Source organism: Streptomyces sp. NPDC052042 (genome assembly GCF_044548345.1).
Classification (GTDB): Bacteria; Actinomycetota; Actinomycetes; order Streptomycetales; family Streptomycetaceae; genus Streptomyces.
Window position 1 is genome coordinate 245,806 of sequence record NZ_JBIUBU010000009.1, and the last position, 14,936, is coordinate 260,741.

The 14,936-nt window shown below is 69.4% G+C and carries 16 protein-coding genes and 1 pseudogene; 12 read left to right on the top strand and 5 right to left on the bottom strand.

What is annotated here, in order from left to right; all coding sequences use genetic code 11:
• Window positions 1–125 precede the first annotated feature (125 nt).
• Window positions 126–770, bottom strand: coding sequence for a hypothetical protein (locus ACIHCL_RS17820; protein ID WP_399862693.1), 645 nt, complete (start codon window positions 768–770; stop codon window positions 126–128).
• Between the two features lie 282 nt (window positions 771–1,052).
• Between ACIHCL_RS17820 and ACIHCL_RS17825 the strand changes: the two genes are divergently transcribed.
• From ACIHCL_RS17825 to ACIHCL_RS17845, 5 genes are all read left to right on the top strand, one after another.
• Entirely contained in the window at window positions 1,053–1,793 is a 741-nt protein-coding gene (locus tag ACIHCL_RS17825) for a class I SAM-dependent methyltransferase (RefSeq protein WP_399862695.1), read from the top strand.
• A gap of 160 nt (window positions 1,794–1,953) precedes the next feature.
• Window positions 1,954–3,252 carry a pyridoxal-phosphate dependent enzyme gene (locus ACIHCL_RS17830; protein WP_399862697.1) on the top strand — a complete coding sequence of 433 codons (1,299 nt, stop codon included), beginning with the start codon at window positions 1,954–1,956 and terminating at the stop codon, window positions 3,250–3,252.
• Window positions 3,249–4,475, top strand: coding sequence for an ATP-grasp domain-containing protein (locus ACIHCL_RS17835; RefSeq protein WP_399862699.1), 1,227 nt, complete (start codon window positions 3,249–3,251; stop codon window positions 4,473–4,475). The genes ACIHCL_RS17830 and ACIHCL_RS17835 overlap by 4 nt, the downstream gene beginning before the upstream one ends.
• Window positions 4,465–5,727: an MFS transporter gene (locus tag ACIHCL_RS17840; RefSeq protein ID WP_399862702.1), complete on the top strand. Its 1,263-nt coding sequence runs from the start codon at window positions 4,465–4,467 to the stop codon at window positions 5,725–5,727. The genes ACIHCL_RS17835 and ACIHCL_RS17840 overlap by 11 nt, the downstream gene beginning before the upstream one ends.
• 154 nt (window positions 5,728–5,881) lie before the next feature.
• On the top strand, window positions 5,882–6,862 hold the full coding sequence (locus ACIHCL_RS17845) for a ferric reductase-like transmembrane domain-containing protein (protein ID WP_399862704.1): 981 nt from the start codon (window positions 5,882–5,884) through the stop codon (window positions 6,860–6,862).
• Window positions 6,863–6,928: 66 nt separating this feature from the next.
• Here the strand turns inward: ACIHCL_RS17845 and ACIHCL_RS17850 are convergent, their stop codons facing one another.
• The 3 genes from ACIHCL_RS17850 to ACIHCL_RS17860 all read right to left on the bottom strand — a co-directional run bounded on the left by ACIHCL_RS17850 (window position 6,929) and on the right by ACIHCL_RS17860 (window position 8,383).
• Window positions 6,929–7,534 (bottom strand): hypothetical protein, encoded by a 606-nt coding sequence (locus ACIHCL_RS17850; RefSeq protein ID WP_399862706.1) that lies wholly within the window; start codon window positions 7,532–7,534, stop codon window positions 6,929–6,931.
• Between the two features lie 202 nt (window positions 7,535–7,736).
• Window positions 7,737–7,964, bottom strand: a complete 228-nt coding sequence (locus ACIHCL_RS17855; RefSeq protein ID WP_399862708.1) for a hypothetical protein — start codon at window positions 7,962–7,964, stop codon at window positions 7,737–7,739.
• Between the two features lie 227 nt (window positions 7,965–8,191).
• Complete coding sequence (locus ACIHCL_RS17860) at window positions 8,192–8,383, bottom strand: hypothetical protein (protein WP_399862788.1); 192 nt, start codon at window positions 8,381–8,383, stop codon at window positions 8,192–8,194.
• A gap of 173 nt (window positions 8,384–8,556) precedes the next feature.
• Here ACIHCL_RS17860 and ACIHCL_RS17865 point away from each other — a divergent pair, with 173 nt between their 5' ends.
• The 4 genes from ACIHCL_RS17865 (at window position 8,557) to ACIHCL_RS17880 (ending at window position 11,112) form a co-directional block, all read left to right on the top strand.
• Window positions 8,557–9,393, top strand: coding sequence for a Scr1 family TA system antitoxin-like transcriptional regulator (locus tag ACIHCL_RS17865; protein ID WP_399862710.1), 837 nt, complete (start codon window positions 8,557–8,559; stop codon window positions 9,391–9,393).
• The gene (locus ACIHCL_RS17870; protein ID WP_399862712.1) at window positions 9,390–9,605 is read left to right on the top strand and encodes a DUF397 domain-containing protein; all 216 of its coding nucleotides are present in this window, start codon (window positions 9,390–9,392) and stop codon (window positions 9,603–9,605) included. The genes ACIHCL_RS17865 and ACIHCL_RS17870 overlap by 4 nt, the downstream gene beginning before the upstream one ends.
• A 175-nt stretch (window positions 9,606–9,780) precedes the next feature.
• Window positions 9,781–9,996: a DUF397 domain-containing protein gene (locus tag ACIHCL_RS17875; protein ID WP_399862714.1), complete on the top strand. Its 216-nt coding sequence runs from the start codon at window positions 9,781–9,783 to the stop codon at window positions 9,994–9,996.
• 318 nt (window positions 9,997–10,314) lie between these two features.
• On the top strand, window positions 10,315–11,112 hold the full coding sequence (locus ACIHCL_RS17880) for a DUF5707 domain-containing protein (protein WP_399862716.1): 798 nt from the start codon (window positions 10,315–10,317) through the stop codon (window positions 11,110–11,112).
• Between the two features lie 487 nt (window positions 11,113–11,599).
• Here ACIHCL_RS17880 and ACIHCL_RS17885 read toward each other — a convergent pair whose 3' ends face one another.
• A complete protein-coding gene (locus tag ACIHCL_RS17885) occupies window positions 11,600–12,655 on the bottom strand; it encodes an aldo/keto reductase (protein ID WP_399862718.1) in 1,056 nt (351 codons plus the stop codon).
• A gap of 138 nt (window positions 12,656–12,793) precedes the next feature.
• Here ACIHCL_RS17885 and ACIHCL_RS17890 point away from each other — a divergent pair, with 138 nt between their 5' ends.
• From ACIHCL_RS17890 to ACIHCL_RS17900, 3 genes and pseudogenes are all read left to right on the top strand, one after another.
• Window positions 12,794–13,411: a TetR/AcrR family transcriptional regulator C-terminal ligand-binding domain-containing protein gene (locus ACIHCL_RS17890; protein ID WP_399862720.1), complete on the top strand. Its 618-nt coding sequence runs from the start codon at window positions 12,794–12,796 to the stop codon at window positions 13,409–13,411.
• Between the two features lie 95 nt (window positions 13,412–13,506).
• Window positions 13,507–14,235, top strand: a complete 729-nt coding sequence (locus tag ACIHCL_RS17895; protein WP_399862722.1) for a bleomycin resistance protein — start codon at window positions 13,507–13,509, stop codon at window positions 14,233–14,235.
• Between the two features lie 165 nt (window positions 14,236–14,400).
• A pseudogene (locus ACIHCL_RS17900) lies at window positions 14,401–14,904 on the top strand (IS5 family transposase); the annotation flags it as partial.
• Window positions 14,905–14,936 lie beyond the last annotated feature (32 nt).

Here is a 14,936-nt window from a genome sequence, read left to right on the forward strand (position 1 = left end):
CGGCGGGTCCGGTGCTGGCGTGCGGCCACGCAGAGGTGATCGATGTACGACCGCACGGAGGCGTACGGCCGATACCCGGGGCCGTCCGGACGCGGGGTGCCGGGGCGGCATCGGGAAACCGGCTGTCAGACGACAGCGGTTCCGGTGGGCGGGCCCCGAGAGGAGATGGCGTGGATGAGGAGGAACCGCCACGGCCTGGGGGCGGATCGGTTTCGGTGGGTGCGGATGCGCGGACGGTGCGGTGGGGCGGGCAGCAGGAGGGGCAGTCGCAGTGGTGCCACGAGCCATTCGGCGAGGAGCCGCAGGATGCGGAAGGCGGCTCGTTCGCCGTACGCGAGCCACATGCTGCACAGCAGTGCGGCCAGTATGTGGGCCGCGACCATGTCGGTCGACGACATGCCTGACATGTCGTGGCCCAGGTGACCGGAGCGGGCCACGTGTTCCAGCGGCGTGCTGTCCGCCATGGCGTGATGGTGGGCGGTGGGCGTGGCAGGATTCGGCGGGTGGGGCCGCGTCGCCGTCTGGGCCAGCGAGTACCACACATGTGAGCCCGCCTGGGCGGCCATCGCGACGGAGACGACCAGGGGGAATCCGCGCTCTCGCCCGGTCAGGCACCATGCCATACCGCCGGCCCCCACGAGTGCTGCGGCGGCGGCCCACCAGGGCACCGTGGAGCCCGACAGCATTCGGTGCCCCAGGGCTGCGAGCAGCGCACAGACGGCTGCGAACACCGCAGTCCTTGTCGCGCGACAGACCCACCCAATGGTCATGGCGGGCTCATCCTCGCATCCGCGCCTCTCGCGTCACGGGTACTCCTGCCGGATCGGTACGGATGGCGACCGGGCGTCCCACTTACGTCGACTCATGTGAACCATCGCACGTAACTGACGTGAATTGAAGGGGAGTTGAAGCCAACCGTGTGCGACGCCGAGGCCCTCGCCGCTGCCGTGAACCGCCGGGAACCAGCGGCCGTAAGCGGCCGACTACTGAAAAGACAGGAGTGACAGGAGCTGCCAACAGGGCCCGTGGGTCCAAGAGGGAGGCCGAGCGACGTGGAATGGTACGAGGACGACTCCCTGTGGTCCGACTTCGCGCCCACCATGTTCTCCCCGGCGCGCGCGCAGTCCGTTGCCGAGCTGGTGGCCACGTCACCTCTCCTCGACTTCCCGCCCGGGTCCAGGGTGCTCGACCTGTGCTGTGGTCCGGGCCTGTTTCTGGTGCCGCTGGCCGACCGGGGGTTCGACGTCACGGGCGTCGATCTCAGTGAGCCGATGCTGGAGCGGGCGAGGAGCGCGTGCGAGGAGGCCGGTGCCGAGGTGCGGCTGGTACGAGGGGACATGCTCACCTACACGGCTCCCGGGGCATTCGATGTCGTCCTGAACGTGTTCACGTCCTTCGGGTACTTCGACGACCCGGACGACAACCTCCGGGTTCTGAGCAACGCGTGGGAGAGCCTCGCCCCCGATGGGCAGCTCCTGGTGGACGTGATGGGCAAGGAGGTCCTGGCCGGCTGGATCGGGCGGCCCCAGGCCGTCGACCTGCCGGACGGCTCGTACGTGGTCCAGCGGGACGTCGTCTTCGACAGCTGGCGCAGGCTGCGGACCGACTGGACGCTGGTGCACGGTACGTGGGCGCGCACGGCGTCCCTGACGTCCTGGCTCTACAGCGCCGCCGAACTGCACGACCTGTTCGTGGCCGCCGGCTTCGCGGACGTGGAGTGCTTCGGCGGCTTCGACGGTTGCGCGTACGACAACCACTCCCGGCGATTGATCGTCCGGGGGCGCAAGAAGTGACGCGGACCATCGGGTCCGCACGCGTCGCTCCCCGGCCGGGTGCCGCCGCGCGCGGCCCGCCCCGCCCCGGCAGGGACGGCAGCCCTGCGCCCGCACCTGCCGCCGCCGCCCGCTCGTGGCCAACCACCCGGCGCCCGCAGCCCTGGAGGACCGGTACACCATGTCACCGCACCACGAGAACCACGATCCCACGCTCGGCAGCACGGCGGCAGCACACCTGCCCGAACACGGCCCGCGGGCCGTGCCGGGGGGAGCGCGGACGGAAACCGCCGCCTCGTCCGCGCCCATCACCACCGCACCCGTCCATGAGCACAACACCACCGCCGCTCCCATCCACGAGCCCATCACCACCGCCACGCCCGTCCATGAGCACAACACCACCCCCGCACCCGTCCACGAGCACATCACCGATGCGTTGAAGACGCCGGACCTGATCCGGCTCGGCGGCAACGTCGTGCTCGCCCGCTTCGAGACGATGAAGGTCTACGCGGCTCTGGGCGCCATCCGTACGCTGCTGCACCGCGGGCGCATCGTCCGGGGACAGACCCTCGTCGACAGTTCCAGCGGCATCTACGCCCTGGCGCTCGCCATGGCCTGCCACCGCTACGGCCTGCGGTGCCACATCGTGGCGTCCACGACCGTCGACTCGGTCATGCGCGCGCAGTTGGAGGTCCTGGGCGCGACGGTCGACCAGATGCCTCCGTCGCAGAACCTCAGGCTCGACCAGGAGCGCCGCGTCCGCCGCGTCCGCGAACTGCTGTCCGAACGCCCCGACTTCCACTGGATGCGGCAGTACCACGACTCCATCCACTACGCCGGATACCGGGAGTTCGCCGACCTCGTCACCGGGACACTGCCCGACGCGCCCCTGACCGTCGTCGGCGCGGTCGGTACGGGGGCGTCCACCGGCGGGCTGGTGCAGGCACTGCGGGAGACCGGGCGGACGGTGCGCCTGGTGGGGATTCAGCCGTTCGGCAGCGTCACCTTCGGCAGTGAGCACTTCCACGACCCCGAGGCGATCATCGCGGGCATCGGCAGCTCCATCCCCTTCGAGAATGTGCGGCACGAGCTGTACGACACCATGCACTGGCTGGGCTTCCGGCACGCCATGGCCGGTGCGATCGGCCTCCTCCAGGAACACGCGACCTTCGCGGGGCTGTCCACCGGAGCCGCACACCTGGTCTCCTCCTGGGAGGCGGAGCGCGATCCCGAGCGCCTCCACCTCGTCCTGGGCGCGGACACCGGCCACCGCTACGCCGAACGGGTCTTCGCCAGGCACACCGAGGCACAGGACATGCGCACCCTCCGGCCCCGGCCGATCCAGGCACTCGACGAGCTGCGTCCGCCCTGGTCGGTGATGGAGTGGGGGCGGCGTCCCGGTCAAGCGACGGTACGGCCGGGCCGATGCCCCGGCACGAACAGCGTTGAACCCGTTTCGCCCGTGGAGGTGACGCCATGACCATCGCAGCCCTGGAATCCCTGTCCTTCGGCCTGGGACACATGGCCGCGGCGGCGGCGGAAGCAGGACACAAGCTGTGCCTGCTCACCGCGGACCGGTCCGTCTACCGGCATGAACTCGCCACCCTGCCCGACGACACGCTCACCGTCATCGACGTCGACACCTTCGACGAGACGGCGACCCGCAGCGCGCTGACCGCCCTGCCCGACCTGGCCGGCCTGCTCAACACCACCGACACCTGGAGCGTGCCGGCCGCCTGCCTCGCGGCCGAACTCGGGCTCCACGGCCCGGATCCGGCCGCGGTACGGCTGCTCCGCGACAAATATCGGGTACGTGAACTCCTGCACCGCCGGGGACTGAGCCGGAGCGGTGCCGTGCGCGTCGCCCCGAGTCCCGACAGCGCCGACGAGGTGCGTCGTGCGGTCGGTCTGCCGGCAGTGCTCAAGGACTCCTCGGGCACCTCCTCGCGCAATGTCTGGATCGCCCACGACGAGGAAGCGCTGCGCCGCGTGCTCGACGAAGCCGCCCGGCAGCGGCTCATGGGGGAATTGTTCGCGGAGACGTTCCTGGCCGGGCCGCTCTACAGCGCCGAGACCCTCAGCTGGGACGGCGCCACCCGGCTGCTCGGCGTCCTCAGCCGGCAGACGTCCCGGCAGCCCGCGGTACGGGAGGAGGCCGCCGCCTTCCCCGTCGCGCTGCCACCGGCCGAGTCGGCCGCCGTCGAACAGTGGGTCGGGGACGTCCTGCACGCGGCGGGACATCACGGCGGCTTCGCGCATGTGGAGTTCATCCTCACCACCGAGGGACCGGAACTCGTCGAGATCAACCGCAGGATCGGCGGAGCCCTGGTGGGAGAGGTCATGTGCCGCTCGCTCGGGACCAATGTGTACACCGCCATGATGGAGGAGGCCCTGGGCCGCAGACCGCGCCTCATGGACGCGCCGCTCGATCGCACCGGCCCCGCGTACGCCTTCGTCCTCGTCTACGCGGACCGGCCGGGTGTTCTCAAGGGCTGGCACGGGCTCGACGAGCTGGCGGCCTTTCCCGGAGAAGTGCGCTGGTACCCGACCAGGGCGCCGGGAGACGTGCTGCCGCAGGTGGGGGACCAGCGCGGCTGCACCGGCATCGTGCTGGCCGAAGCCGCGACGGCGGAGCTGGCGCAGCACCGGGCGTGGAGCGCGGCCACCCGCGTGTGCCCCGTCGTCGCCGATCATGGGCCGTAGGCCCCGGCTCGGTGGGTGGCGGGTCACCGGCCCGCGGGCCTTCCTGCTGGCCGCCTCGTTCCTGATCACTCTGGGCAGCTTCGCCGTCCTGCCGTACGTGTCGGTGCTCCTGCACCAGCGGCTCGGGCTGGGGCTCGGTACGGTCGGCATCGTGCTGGCCGTCGCCTCGCTGGTGCAATTCTCCGGCGGCGTGGCCGCCGGAGCGCTGGCCGGGCGCATCGGCCTGCGGGCCACCATGCTGACGGCGCTGGCCGTGCGGACGGCCGGGTTCGCGGCGTTCGTGCCCGGGATGACCAGCCCCGTGCTCGCGGTCGGCGCCGTGTTCCTGGTCTCCTGCGGGGCGGCCCTGTATCTCCCGGCGAACAAGGCGTACTTGGTGGAAGGAGCCGACGAGGCCGACCGCCCCCGGCTGCTGTCGGCGAGCGGGGCGGCCTTCAACGCGGGCATCGCCCTCGGCCCGCCGGCCGCGGCACCCTTCGTCCTGGGCTCACCCACCGTGCTCTTCTCCTGCGTCACCGCGCTGTTCGCGCTCGTCGGCATCGGCCACGCGCTGCTGCCACCGGCCGCGGTGCGCCCGGTGGCCGACGAAGCGCGGGAGGCCGCCGGCGACGCCGACCGGCTCTGTCGCCATGACGACGGCCTGCCGCCCTTCGCCGTGACCGTGCTGAGTGTGTACGTCTTCATGTTCTTCCAGCACTATTTGGCGCTCTACGCCGTCCCGCGCACCTCGGTGGCCTACTACGGGGCGGTGCTGACGGGCTATGCCTGCCTCCTGGTCGTCGCCCAGCCGCTGCTGTCACGGTGGATCGCCGCACTCGCCTACCGGGACACCATGAAGGTGGGCTTCGGGAGCATGGCGGCAGGGACGGCCGCCATCGCATACGGCGGCCACACGGGCATCGGCGCGGGAGCGGCGCTCATGTGCGTGGGCGAGGTCGTGCTCTTCCTGAAGAACGACCTGGAGGCGCTCGCCCGTTCATCCGCGGCACCGGCCTCGGTCTTCGGCCGGCAGCGGCTGGCGGCCGGCCTCGGAGCGTTCGGCAGCGGAGTGGTCGGCGGCCAAGTGTACGCGGGTGCGGAAGCCATGGGCTCGGCACGGGGGTTCTGGCTCGCCGTGTGCCTCCAGGCTCTACTTCTTCCCGCCCTGCTGACGGGCGTGGTACGCCGCCGCCGTATCGGGACCGGGGCCGCCATCCCGGAACCCGGCGGCGAACGGTCGTCGTCACGGCGGCAGCGGCCACCACGAGGGTGAGACAACACTTCTCCCATGTGACCCACGGCACACAATAGGGGTGGGAACTTTCGTCTCTCCTCCTCCGACTCATCCAGTAGCGCGACTGGGCACCCCGTGCCCCGGAGAGTCCACGCCCCCGCTCACCAGCCGAAGCGACTGAAGAGGCCGCACGATGACGTCATTGCCAGCGCAACCCGCCTCCGAACCGGCCAACGCCCCCGTCGCCCAGACCGGTGACGGGCAGCGGCGGCGCCCCACGCTGCGGTCCGACCTGCGCGCATCCATCCCCGACGGCCTGATCGCGCTGCTGGTGACCGGCGCCGTCTTCGCACTTCTCTACGCCCGCATCCGCGCCGAGACCTCCTCGACCGTGTCGGTCATGCCCTTCATGACCGACACGGGCAAGTTCTGGCTGTACTTCCTCAGCCAGGCATTCGGCTGGTCCGCCCTGCTGTGGGCCTGGATCACCGTCGTCCTCGGACTCCTCCTCTCCGGCCCCCGCCTCTCCTGGCTACCGTTGTCCGGCCAGCGCCTCGAACGCCTGCACCGCACCACCAGCCTCAACACCATCGCCCTCATCGCCGCCCACGCGCTGCTGTTCGCCGCCCAACTGGTCCGCTCCGACACCGCACGCTGGCACTCCGCGATCGGCACGGCCTTCGTGGAGACCTTCGTCCCCGGCGGCTACACCTCGGGCACCGGCAGGATCGCCATCCCTGTCGGGCAGGCGGCCCTCTACCTGGCCATCCCCCTGGGCCTGCTCTTCTACATCAGGCACCGCATCGGCCCCAAGACCTGGCGGGTACTGCACCGCTTCGTCATCGTCGTCTACGTCCTGAGCGTCTGGCACACCCTGCTCTACGGCACAAACGTCTGGTACGACGGCTGGTTCCGCACCGCGATCTGGCTGCTCCAGCTCCCCATCGCCGCACTCCTCCTGCTGCGCCTGCTGCGGCCCGCCCGGCGCTCGGAGAAGCTACGCGGCCCTCGCGCCCACACCGGCTCGCCGACGGGCTGGGCCCTGCGCCTGAGCGGCCGTCTCGCCATCGTCGGTGTGATCGCCGCCCTGCTCGGCGTGGTCAGCAGCGGAAACGACGGCGGTCGCACCGCGCCTCCCGAGGACACCTCTTCCAGCCACAACAAGCACGGCTGAGTCCGCCCTCGCCCGCCCACGGGTTCGCCGCCGCGACACCTTGATGCCATGAGGCGGGGCGGGCGGCTACGGGAGTCCGACGACGGTGACGCCGCGCAGTTCGCGGTGGACGCGGGAGGCGAGCATGCCAGGAAGGCGCGGCTTGCCGTACGGGGCCAGGACGTCGTTGTCGAAAGTGCGCCATCCGGTGTCGGTGAGTTGGTAGACGGCGCCCGAGACCCCGTAGAGCTGGGGTTTACGTACGCGGAGTACGGCGTGGTCGGCCGTGCGGAGGAACGGGCACTGGCGGACGGACACGCGGGCGTGTTCGTTGCACAGGGGCGGCATGGAGGTGATGGACTTCTCGGGCCAGGACGGGGGCGAGTCGGGGCGGCGCCAGTCGAGGAACAGCCACCCTTGCTCGTTCCGGTCGGCAGGCCCGCCGCAGATTTGGCACAACATGCCCTCCATACAGGCGCGTTGGCGTTGTACGTGCATGCATTCGTAACGGACACGTCCGCCGGTGGATTCCTGCATGCGTACCCATAGATTGCCGTGGTGATCCCGGTCGGTGGGTCGCGGGCTGCGGTAGGCGATCCGGGGGCCGTTCAAGGCGAACTCGATCGTCAACTCCGATTCGCGTACAGGGTGTTCGGTGGTGCGCGACGCGACGTACGGCGTCAGGAGGGACATGGGGCGTTTCCTTTCAGTGGCTGGGTCGAACGAACGTACGGTTGCTGGGGTGGCGGGAAGCTCTGGGCACCGCGGTGGCGGGCCCGGGGCTCGGCGGCGGGATCTGGGCGCGCGGCGGGCTTTGGACGCGATGGCGGGATCTGGGTGCTCGCGGCGGTGGGCCTTGGGCACGCGGCGGGCTTTGGGCGCGCGCGTTGTGGGGCTACGCGTTGATCAGCGCGGCGCCCGGTTGAGGCGCGGGTTGCGGTAGGCGCAGTGGGCTGGCGGTGAGCCTGTACCAGCACGCCTCGTCCCGGGCGACGAACGAGACCTCGGCGCCGGTGGCGAGCCGGTGCAGCGCCTCGGTCTGGCGTACGTCGTCGGCGGCCCAGGCGCGCAGCTCGGCCGGTGCGTCGGGGATGGGCGGGGTAGGTACGGACAGGGTGGGCACAGTCCGGGTGGACAAAGGTGCGGGCACGAGGGTGGGCGCGGGCACGGGCCGTAACACGTATGGGGGAATCCACGGGGTCCCCGGTTCCGGGTCCAGCCCGTTCGCGAGCCGCGTTGCCTGCCCCCGCAGCCACCGCAGGGCGAGCCGGGGATTCGCGGCGCGTCTCCCGCCCAGGTGGATGGTCGTCCGGCCGTCACCCGCGTACACCGCGACGAGGAACGGCCCCGTCACAGCACCTCACCTCGGCTACGCCGGTTGGCGCGGGCCAGTTCGGCGCGCAGCCGCTCTATCGGGTCGGCCGGCCTTGCGGCCTCGGGGGCGACGGTCCATTCGACCCCGCCACCGATGGGTCGCAAGGACCACTGCCCGCACCACTCACCGCGGAACTCGCCGACCCGATCCTGTGATAGGTCCACCATGAGCGTGCCGGGTGTCGGGAGGGGCGGGGTCTCCAGTTCGTTCGAGGCGCCGTTCTGCACAGACACGGGCCACTCCTCTCCGTAGTGATTCCACTACCAGGGCGGCCCAGCGTGACCCAACGTCTGGGACGCTTCAACTTGTTGAGCAGGAACGGAAAGCTGGTGACAAACCGTTGAACCGCAAGGAGTTGGAGCCCGAGAGCAGTCCGGAGGCTGCCTTTGGCGCGCGTATCCGCAGCTCGCGAGAGGCTCGCGGATGGAAGCAGGAAGAACTGGGTGCGGAGATGGGATATTCCGGCACCCATGTCTCCGCCGTCGAAACTGGTCGCAAGATGCCGACTCTTCGCTTCTCGCGCAGCGCCGACCGCGTCTTCGAAACCGGTGACACAGCCGACACGTTCGAACGCCAGTGGCGCGAGATCCGGCACGGTTCACTGCTGGAGGGCTTCCCGCAGTACGTGGGGCATGAGGGACGCGCGGTGGAGATCCGGTTGTACGAAATCGGGATCATCCCGGGGCTGTTACAGACTCCGGAGTACGCCAGGGTCCTGGCGGACAGCGCCGTACGGCGTGGAGCGATCAGCCCCGAGCAGGCCACTGAGCGGGTCTCGTTCCTGGCGGAGCGTCAGGCGGCTCTGGTGCGCCCGCGCCCGCCGATGATGCTGGTGGTGATGGATGAGAGCTGCATCCGCAGGCGGGTCGGCGGAGATGCGGTCATGGACGCGCAGTTGGAGCGGCTGGTGGAATTCGCCGAGCAGCCGAACACCGTGCTCCAGGTCGTTCCGTACGACATAGGGGAACGTCGACCGTTCGACCTTCCGTTGTACATGCTGACGCTGTCCGATCTGTCCGTGATCGTGTACGCCGAATCCCAAATTCGGGGGCACCTGGAACGCGAAACGACCTCTGTACTCCCGCTGCTGACCGCCTACCATCAGCTACAGGCCGAGGCGCTGTCCCAGGCGGAATCCGTAGTCATGATCAACGAGGCACGAAAGGGCACCCTGTGACGACCACGAGCGAGTCCCCCCGCTGGTTCAAGTCTTCATACAGCAACAACGGCGGTGCCTGTGTGGAGGTCGCCGCCAACCTCGCCGCCTCACGCGGCATCGTCCCCGTCCGCGACTCCAAGAACCCGAACGGCCCGGTGCTGAACACCACCACCCACGCGTTCACAACCTTCGTCGCAGGCATCAAGTCCGGAAAGTTCGCCACCGCCTGACCGCCCAGCCCGCACGGACCGCAAGGATCACCAGGATCGCCAGTTGAGATGTGCCCCATCGTGCGCCGCATGGTGGGGCTTCTGGACGCGGCGGACCCGCCGTCCGTTTCCAGGCCGAGGCGCTGTCCCAGGCGGAATCCGTACTCATGATCAACGAGGCACGAAAGGGCACCCCGTGACGACCACGACCGACTCCCCCCGCTGGTTCAAGTCTTCGTACAGCGACAACGGTGGCAACTGCGTGGAGGTCGCCGCCAACCTCGCCGCCCCGCGCGGCATCGTCCCCGTCCGCGACTCCAAGAACCCGAACGGCCCGGTGCTGAACACCACCACCCACGCGTTCACAACCTTCGTCGCAGGCATCAAGTCCGGAAAGTTCGCCACCGCCTGACCGCCCAGCCCGCACGGACCGCAAGGATCACCAGGATCGCCAGTTGAGATGTGCCCCATCGTGCGCCGCATGGTGGGGCTTCTGGTCACGGCGGACCCGCCGTCCACGCCCAGACCGAAGCTCCGCGGGGTCCGTGGAGTCCGTAGAGTCCGTCCCAAGTAGTTCTCGCGGAAAACCAACGCTCAGCCGTGCGGCAGCCTCTGATCTGGGCTGATCATCGATCTTCGCGAAGATTTCATCTTTGTGCACAACCTTTCACGTTCGCCCGAGGTCTGGCCTGGCGGGTCAGCAGACCCACAGTCCAAACTTGGGGAACACATGCGTATTCGTGCCACTGTTGCCGCTGTCTCCGGCGCCCTGGCCCTGTCTTTCCTCACCGTTCCGGCCTCTCAAGCAAGCAGCCCTTCGCTCGCGCTGACGCGGGCGGACGCCGCCCCGATGATCAGCAAGGTCGTTGTGAACAGTGGAAAGCCGATCGTGCTCGGTACCACCGCCACCAAGAAGGTGACGGTCTCCGTCACCGCGTCCCACTCCTCGGGTATCAAGGACGCTCTCTCCTACGTCTGGAGGGGCCGCGACAACAAACCGAACCTGTACGGCTTCGGGTTCCACCCGGACGGGACAAAGGCCAAGTGCAAGGCCGCGAACGCCACAACCTCGACCTGCACCCTCACCATCACGGTCGATCCCGGATACCTGTGGAACACCAACGCCACGAACTGGCGGGTCTACGTCGGCGCATGGGGCAAGGACGGGAGCTTCACCGAGAACGACTCGTTCTCCTTGGTCAGGTTCCAGCGGCTGTCGCGGCTGACGGCCGATGCCTCCCCGGAGCCCGTGAAGAAGGGCAAGACCATCACGGTCACGGGCAAGCTGGACCGGGCCAACTGGGACACCCGTAAGTACGCGGGCTACGCGTCCCAGCCGGTCAAGCTCCAGTTCCGGAAGAAGAACAGCAGCACATACACCACCGTCAAAACGGTGAAGGGCTCCAAAACCGGCACGCTGAAGACCACGGTCAAGGCGGTGCAGGACGGCTACTGGCGCTGGAGCTTCGCCGGTACGGCCTCGACTCCCGCGGTCAACGCCCCCGGTGACTTCGTCGACGTGAAGTAGTCCCGCAGCGCGAGGTGGCAAGAGAACCGAAGGGCCCCGCAGGTCGGGCCCTTCGTCGTTTCCGCGAGGGGGCGCTTCCCCGGGAACTACGCCGTCCTCATCGCCCCTTCGAGGGGTCCGCCGACGGCAGTGTCCTCGCTCGGTGGGACGGCATCCCATCACGGCCGCGCCCGAGCTCGCCGGGCGGGTCCAGGCCGTGGTGCCCAAGCGCCGCGGCGGCCGTTCCCTACCGCCGTCGCCGCCCTCGCCCTGACCTCGTCTCCGCCGATCGGCCCCGGATGCTGACTTTGCCCGGTGCGCCCGGCGCTCCCCCGCAACTCGCTCTCCAAGGGCTGTCCCGTAATCCGCAGCGGGTGCGCGACGTCGGCTAACACCTCGCCGCGTTGTCGGAACGTCCGCATACATGCAGTATGCGTACGCCCCTCCGCCTTGCGATGCACCGCATCCGACGCCGCGCGCTGGTCCACCGCGGATGGAGGGGCAGCCCTTAACGTCCGCGTCCGGTGGCCCCGCCCACGGGTGGGTTGAGCCGGGCGAAGCCCTCCTGGCGCTGGTAGGGGAAGTACGGGTAGGGGGCCGTCTTGCCGCTCACCGCGTCCAGTTTCGCCATCTGGTCCGGTGTGAGCGTCCAGCCGATGGCACCGAGGTTCTGGCGGAGTTGTTCCTCGTTGCGGGCACCGATGATGACGGAGGAGACGGTCGGCCGCTGGAGCAGCCAGTTGATGGCGATTTGCGGTATGGCCTTGCCCGTTTCCTGCGCGATCTCGTCGAGCACGTCGACAACGCGATAGAGGTGTTCGTCCTCTACCGGAGGGCCGTAGTCAGCCGTCTGGTGAAGGCGGCTCCCGGCGGGGAGCGGCCTGCCTCGGCGGATCTTGCCGGTGAGCCGCCCCCAGCCGAGCGGGCTCCAGACGAGTGCCCCGAGTCCCTGGTCGAGCCCGAGGGGCATCAGTTCCCACTCGTAGTCGCGGCCGATCAGGGAGTAGTAGACCTGATGTGCGACATAGCGCGGGCGGCCGTACCTCTCCGCGATCGCGAGAGACTTCATCGCCTGCCAGCCGGAGAAGTTGGAGACCCCGACGTAACGGACCTTCCCCGCCCGTACGAGATCGTCGAGCGTGGACAGAACCTCCTCGACGGGCGTACCCGCGTCAAAGGCGTGCAGTTGGAACAGGTCTATGTAGTCGGTGCCGAGCCGCCGCAAGGCATCGTCGCACGTGGTGATCAGGCGCGAACGTGAGGAGCCCGCATCCCCCGGACCGTCGCCCATCGGCAGGCTGGTCTTGGTGGACACGATCACCCGGTCCCTGCGGCCTTTGATCGCTTCGCCGAGCACTTCCTCGGACGCGCCGCCGGAGTAGACGTCGGCCGTGTCGAACATGGTGATCCCGGCATCGATACAGATGTCCACGAGGCGGCGCGCTTCTCGCGCATCGCTGTTTCCCCAGGCTCCGAACAGCGGCCCCTGACCGCCGAACGTGCCGGCGCCGAAGCTGAGTGCGGGGACCTTGAGTCCGGATGCGCCGAGTCGCCTGTACTCCATCGTTGATCCTCTCTCGCCCACAAGGGCGATCTCGTCCACGAGGGTGCTCGCCCACCAAAGTACCTAATGGGCCTAGGGTTCCGTTAGTGGTGGCTTAAGATAGCAGGCGCGATGGACTAACGGAACAGGAGTCCCGTTATGGGGTTTGAAAGTGCGGATCCGGGGACGATCCGCCCCGGCGGGCGCACCGCACGCGTGCGGGCGGGGGTGCTGCGGGCAGCCGGGGACGCCTTGGCGGAGCAGGGCTTCGCCCACCTGGACCTCGCCGACGTCGCACGCCGCGCCGAGGTGGGCAAGACGACCGTCTACCGCCGCTGGGGAACGCTGACCGGCCTCGTGACCGACCTGCTGATGGACATGGCGGAGCAGTCCCTGCCGCGTACCGAGACCGGCTCACTGCTCGGCGATCTGAAGGCCAATGCCCGGCTCGTACAGCGCACTCTGGCCGATGTGCGACAGGGGGCACTGTTCAAGGCGGTGATCGCGGCGGCCACCTGCGACGAGAAGACGGCCGAGGCTCTGCGCCGGTTCTACGACATCCGCGTCCAGGAGTGGGCACCCTGTGTGCAACAGGCCGTCGAACGAGGCGAGTTGCCCGAGGACACCGACACCCATGAGGTGATCCGCGCCGTCTCCGCCCCCCTCTACTACCGCCTGCTGACCACGGGCGACCGCCTCGACGAGGCCGCCGCGGACCAGGCCGCCGAGGCAGCCGTGGCCGCGGCACGCGCGGGGGCCTACCGACGGAGTGCGTGAGGGCTCCACCCGCCTCGCCGACGCGGAGTCCTCACGCACTCCACCCTTGGTAATCAAATTTGACCAGTAGTCGTCCGCGCTCGTACGGTCGAGGCATGGCGGAGAAGACGATCCCGATCCTGCCCTGTCCCTCGATCCGCGAACTGGTGACGTTCTACGAGCACCTCGGCTTCACGGTGACCCACCTTCAGACCCGACCGAACCCGTACGCCGCGCTCGCCTACGGGGACGACATCGAGCTGCAGTTCTTCGGCCACAAGGCGGTCGTCCCCGCCGAATCCTGGTCCACCTGCTACATCACCACCGACCGCGTCGACGAGTTGTACGCGACCTTCCGCTCCCGCCTGAAGGCCGCCCTGGGGCGCGTCCCCACGCGCGGAATCCCGCGCATCGGACAGCTGAAGGACACCTCGTACGGCGTTCGCCAGTTCCTGATGACCGACCCCGGCGGGAACTGCGTCCGCATCGGGCAACCCAACGGCGAGTCCTTCGAGCACGGCCCCGCGCCCGACGAGCCGTTCGCCCGCGCCCTGCACCACGCATGGCTCATCGGGGTGTCCAAGGGGAATCCCGGGCAGGGAGCCCGCATTCTCGATCACGCCCTGGCGAAGGAGACCCCGGCCGGCCCCGCCGAGCACTATCGCGCCCTGGTCCTGCGCGCCGACCTCGCCGCGCAACTCGACGACCCGGCCGCGGCCCGCGCCCACCTGGCCGAGGCCGCCGGGCTGCCTCTCCGCGAGACCGAGCGCGAAGCCCTCGCCGACGACATCCGCCGCGCCTCGGACCTGGCCTCGGAGCTGGCCTCGGAACTCGCCGCGGAATGACCCGGGCTCGGGCCCCGCCGAGGCGAACGCACCGCGGAACGGCGGCACTCCGACGGCGCCGGGGGCGTCCTCCCCCAGGATCGGGTGGATCGCCCGCGCGGCCGTGGCCTATGTTGGCCAACCACTGAACGAAGTACGGCATGAGCCACCCAGCGCCCGATCTTCCGGGCGGCCGTCGACGGCTCCCACATACGGGCACTGAAAGGGGGATCCAAGACAGGGCGAAGCCCTGTTGACCGAGGCAGGACGGGCAGCAAGCATCACCTGACCACCGACGCCACCGGTATCCCGCTCGCCCCCACCTTGACCGGTGGCAACCGCAACGACGTCACCCAGTTGATCCCGCTGCTTCAGGCAGTACCGCCGGTGCAGGGCAAGCGCGGCCGGCCCCGGCGCCGCCCGGACGTGGTGCTGGGCGACCGCGGCTACGACCACGACAAGTACCGCCGCCTGGTCCGGGATCTCGGCGTAAAGCCGCTGATCGCCCGCCGGGGCACCAATCACGGCTCCGGACTCGGCGCCCAACGCTGGGTCGTAAGGCGAGCATTCGCCCATCTGCACTGGTTCCGCCGCCTGCGCATCCGCTGGGAGATACGCGACGACATCCACGAAGCCTTCCTCACCCTCGGATGCGCACTGATCTGCTGGCGACGCCTGAACTCTCGATAGGATTTTCAAGACAGGCACTGCTTGCGTTGATG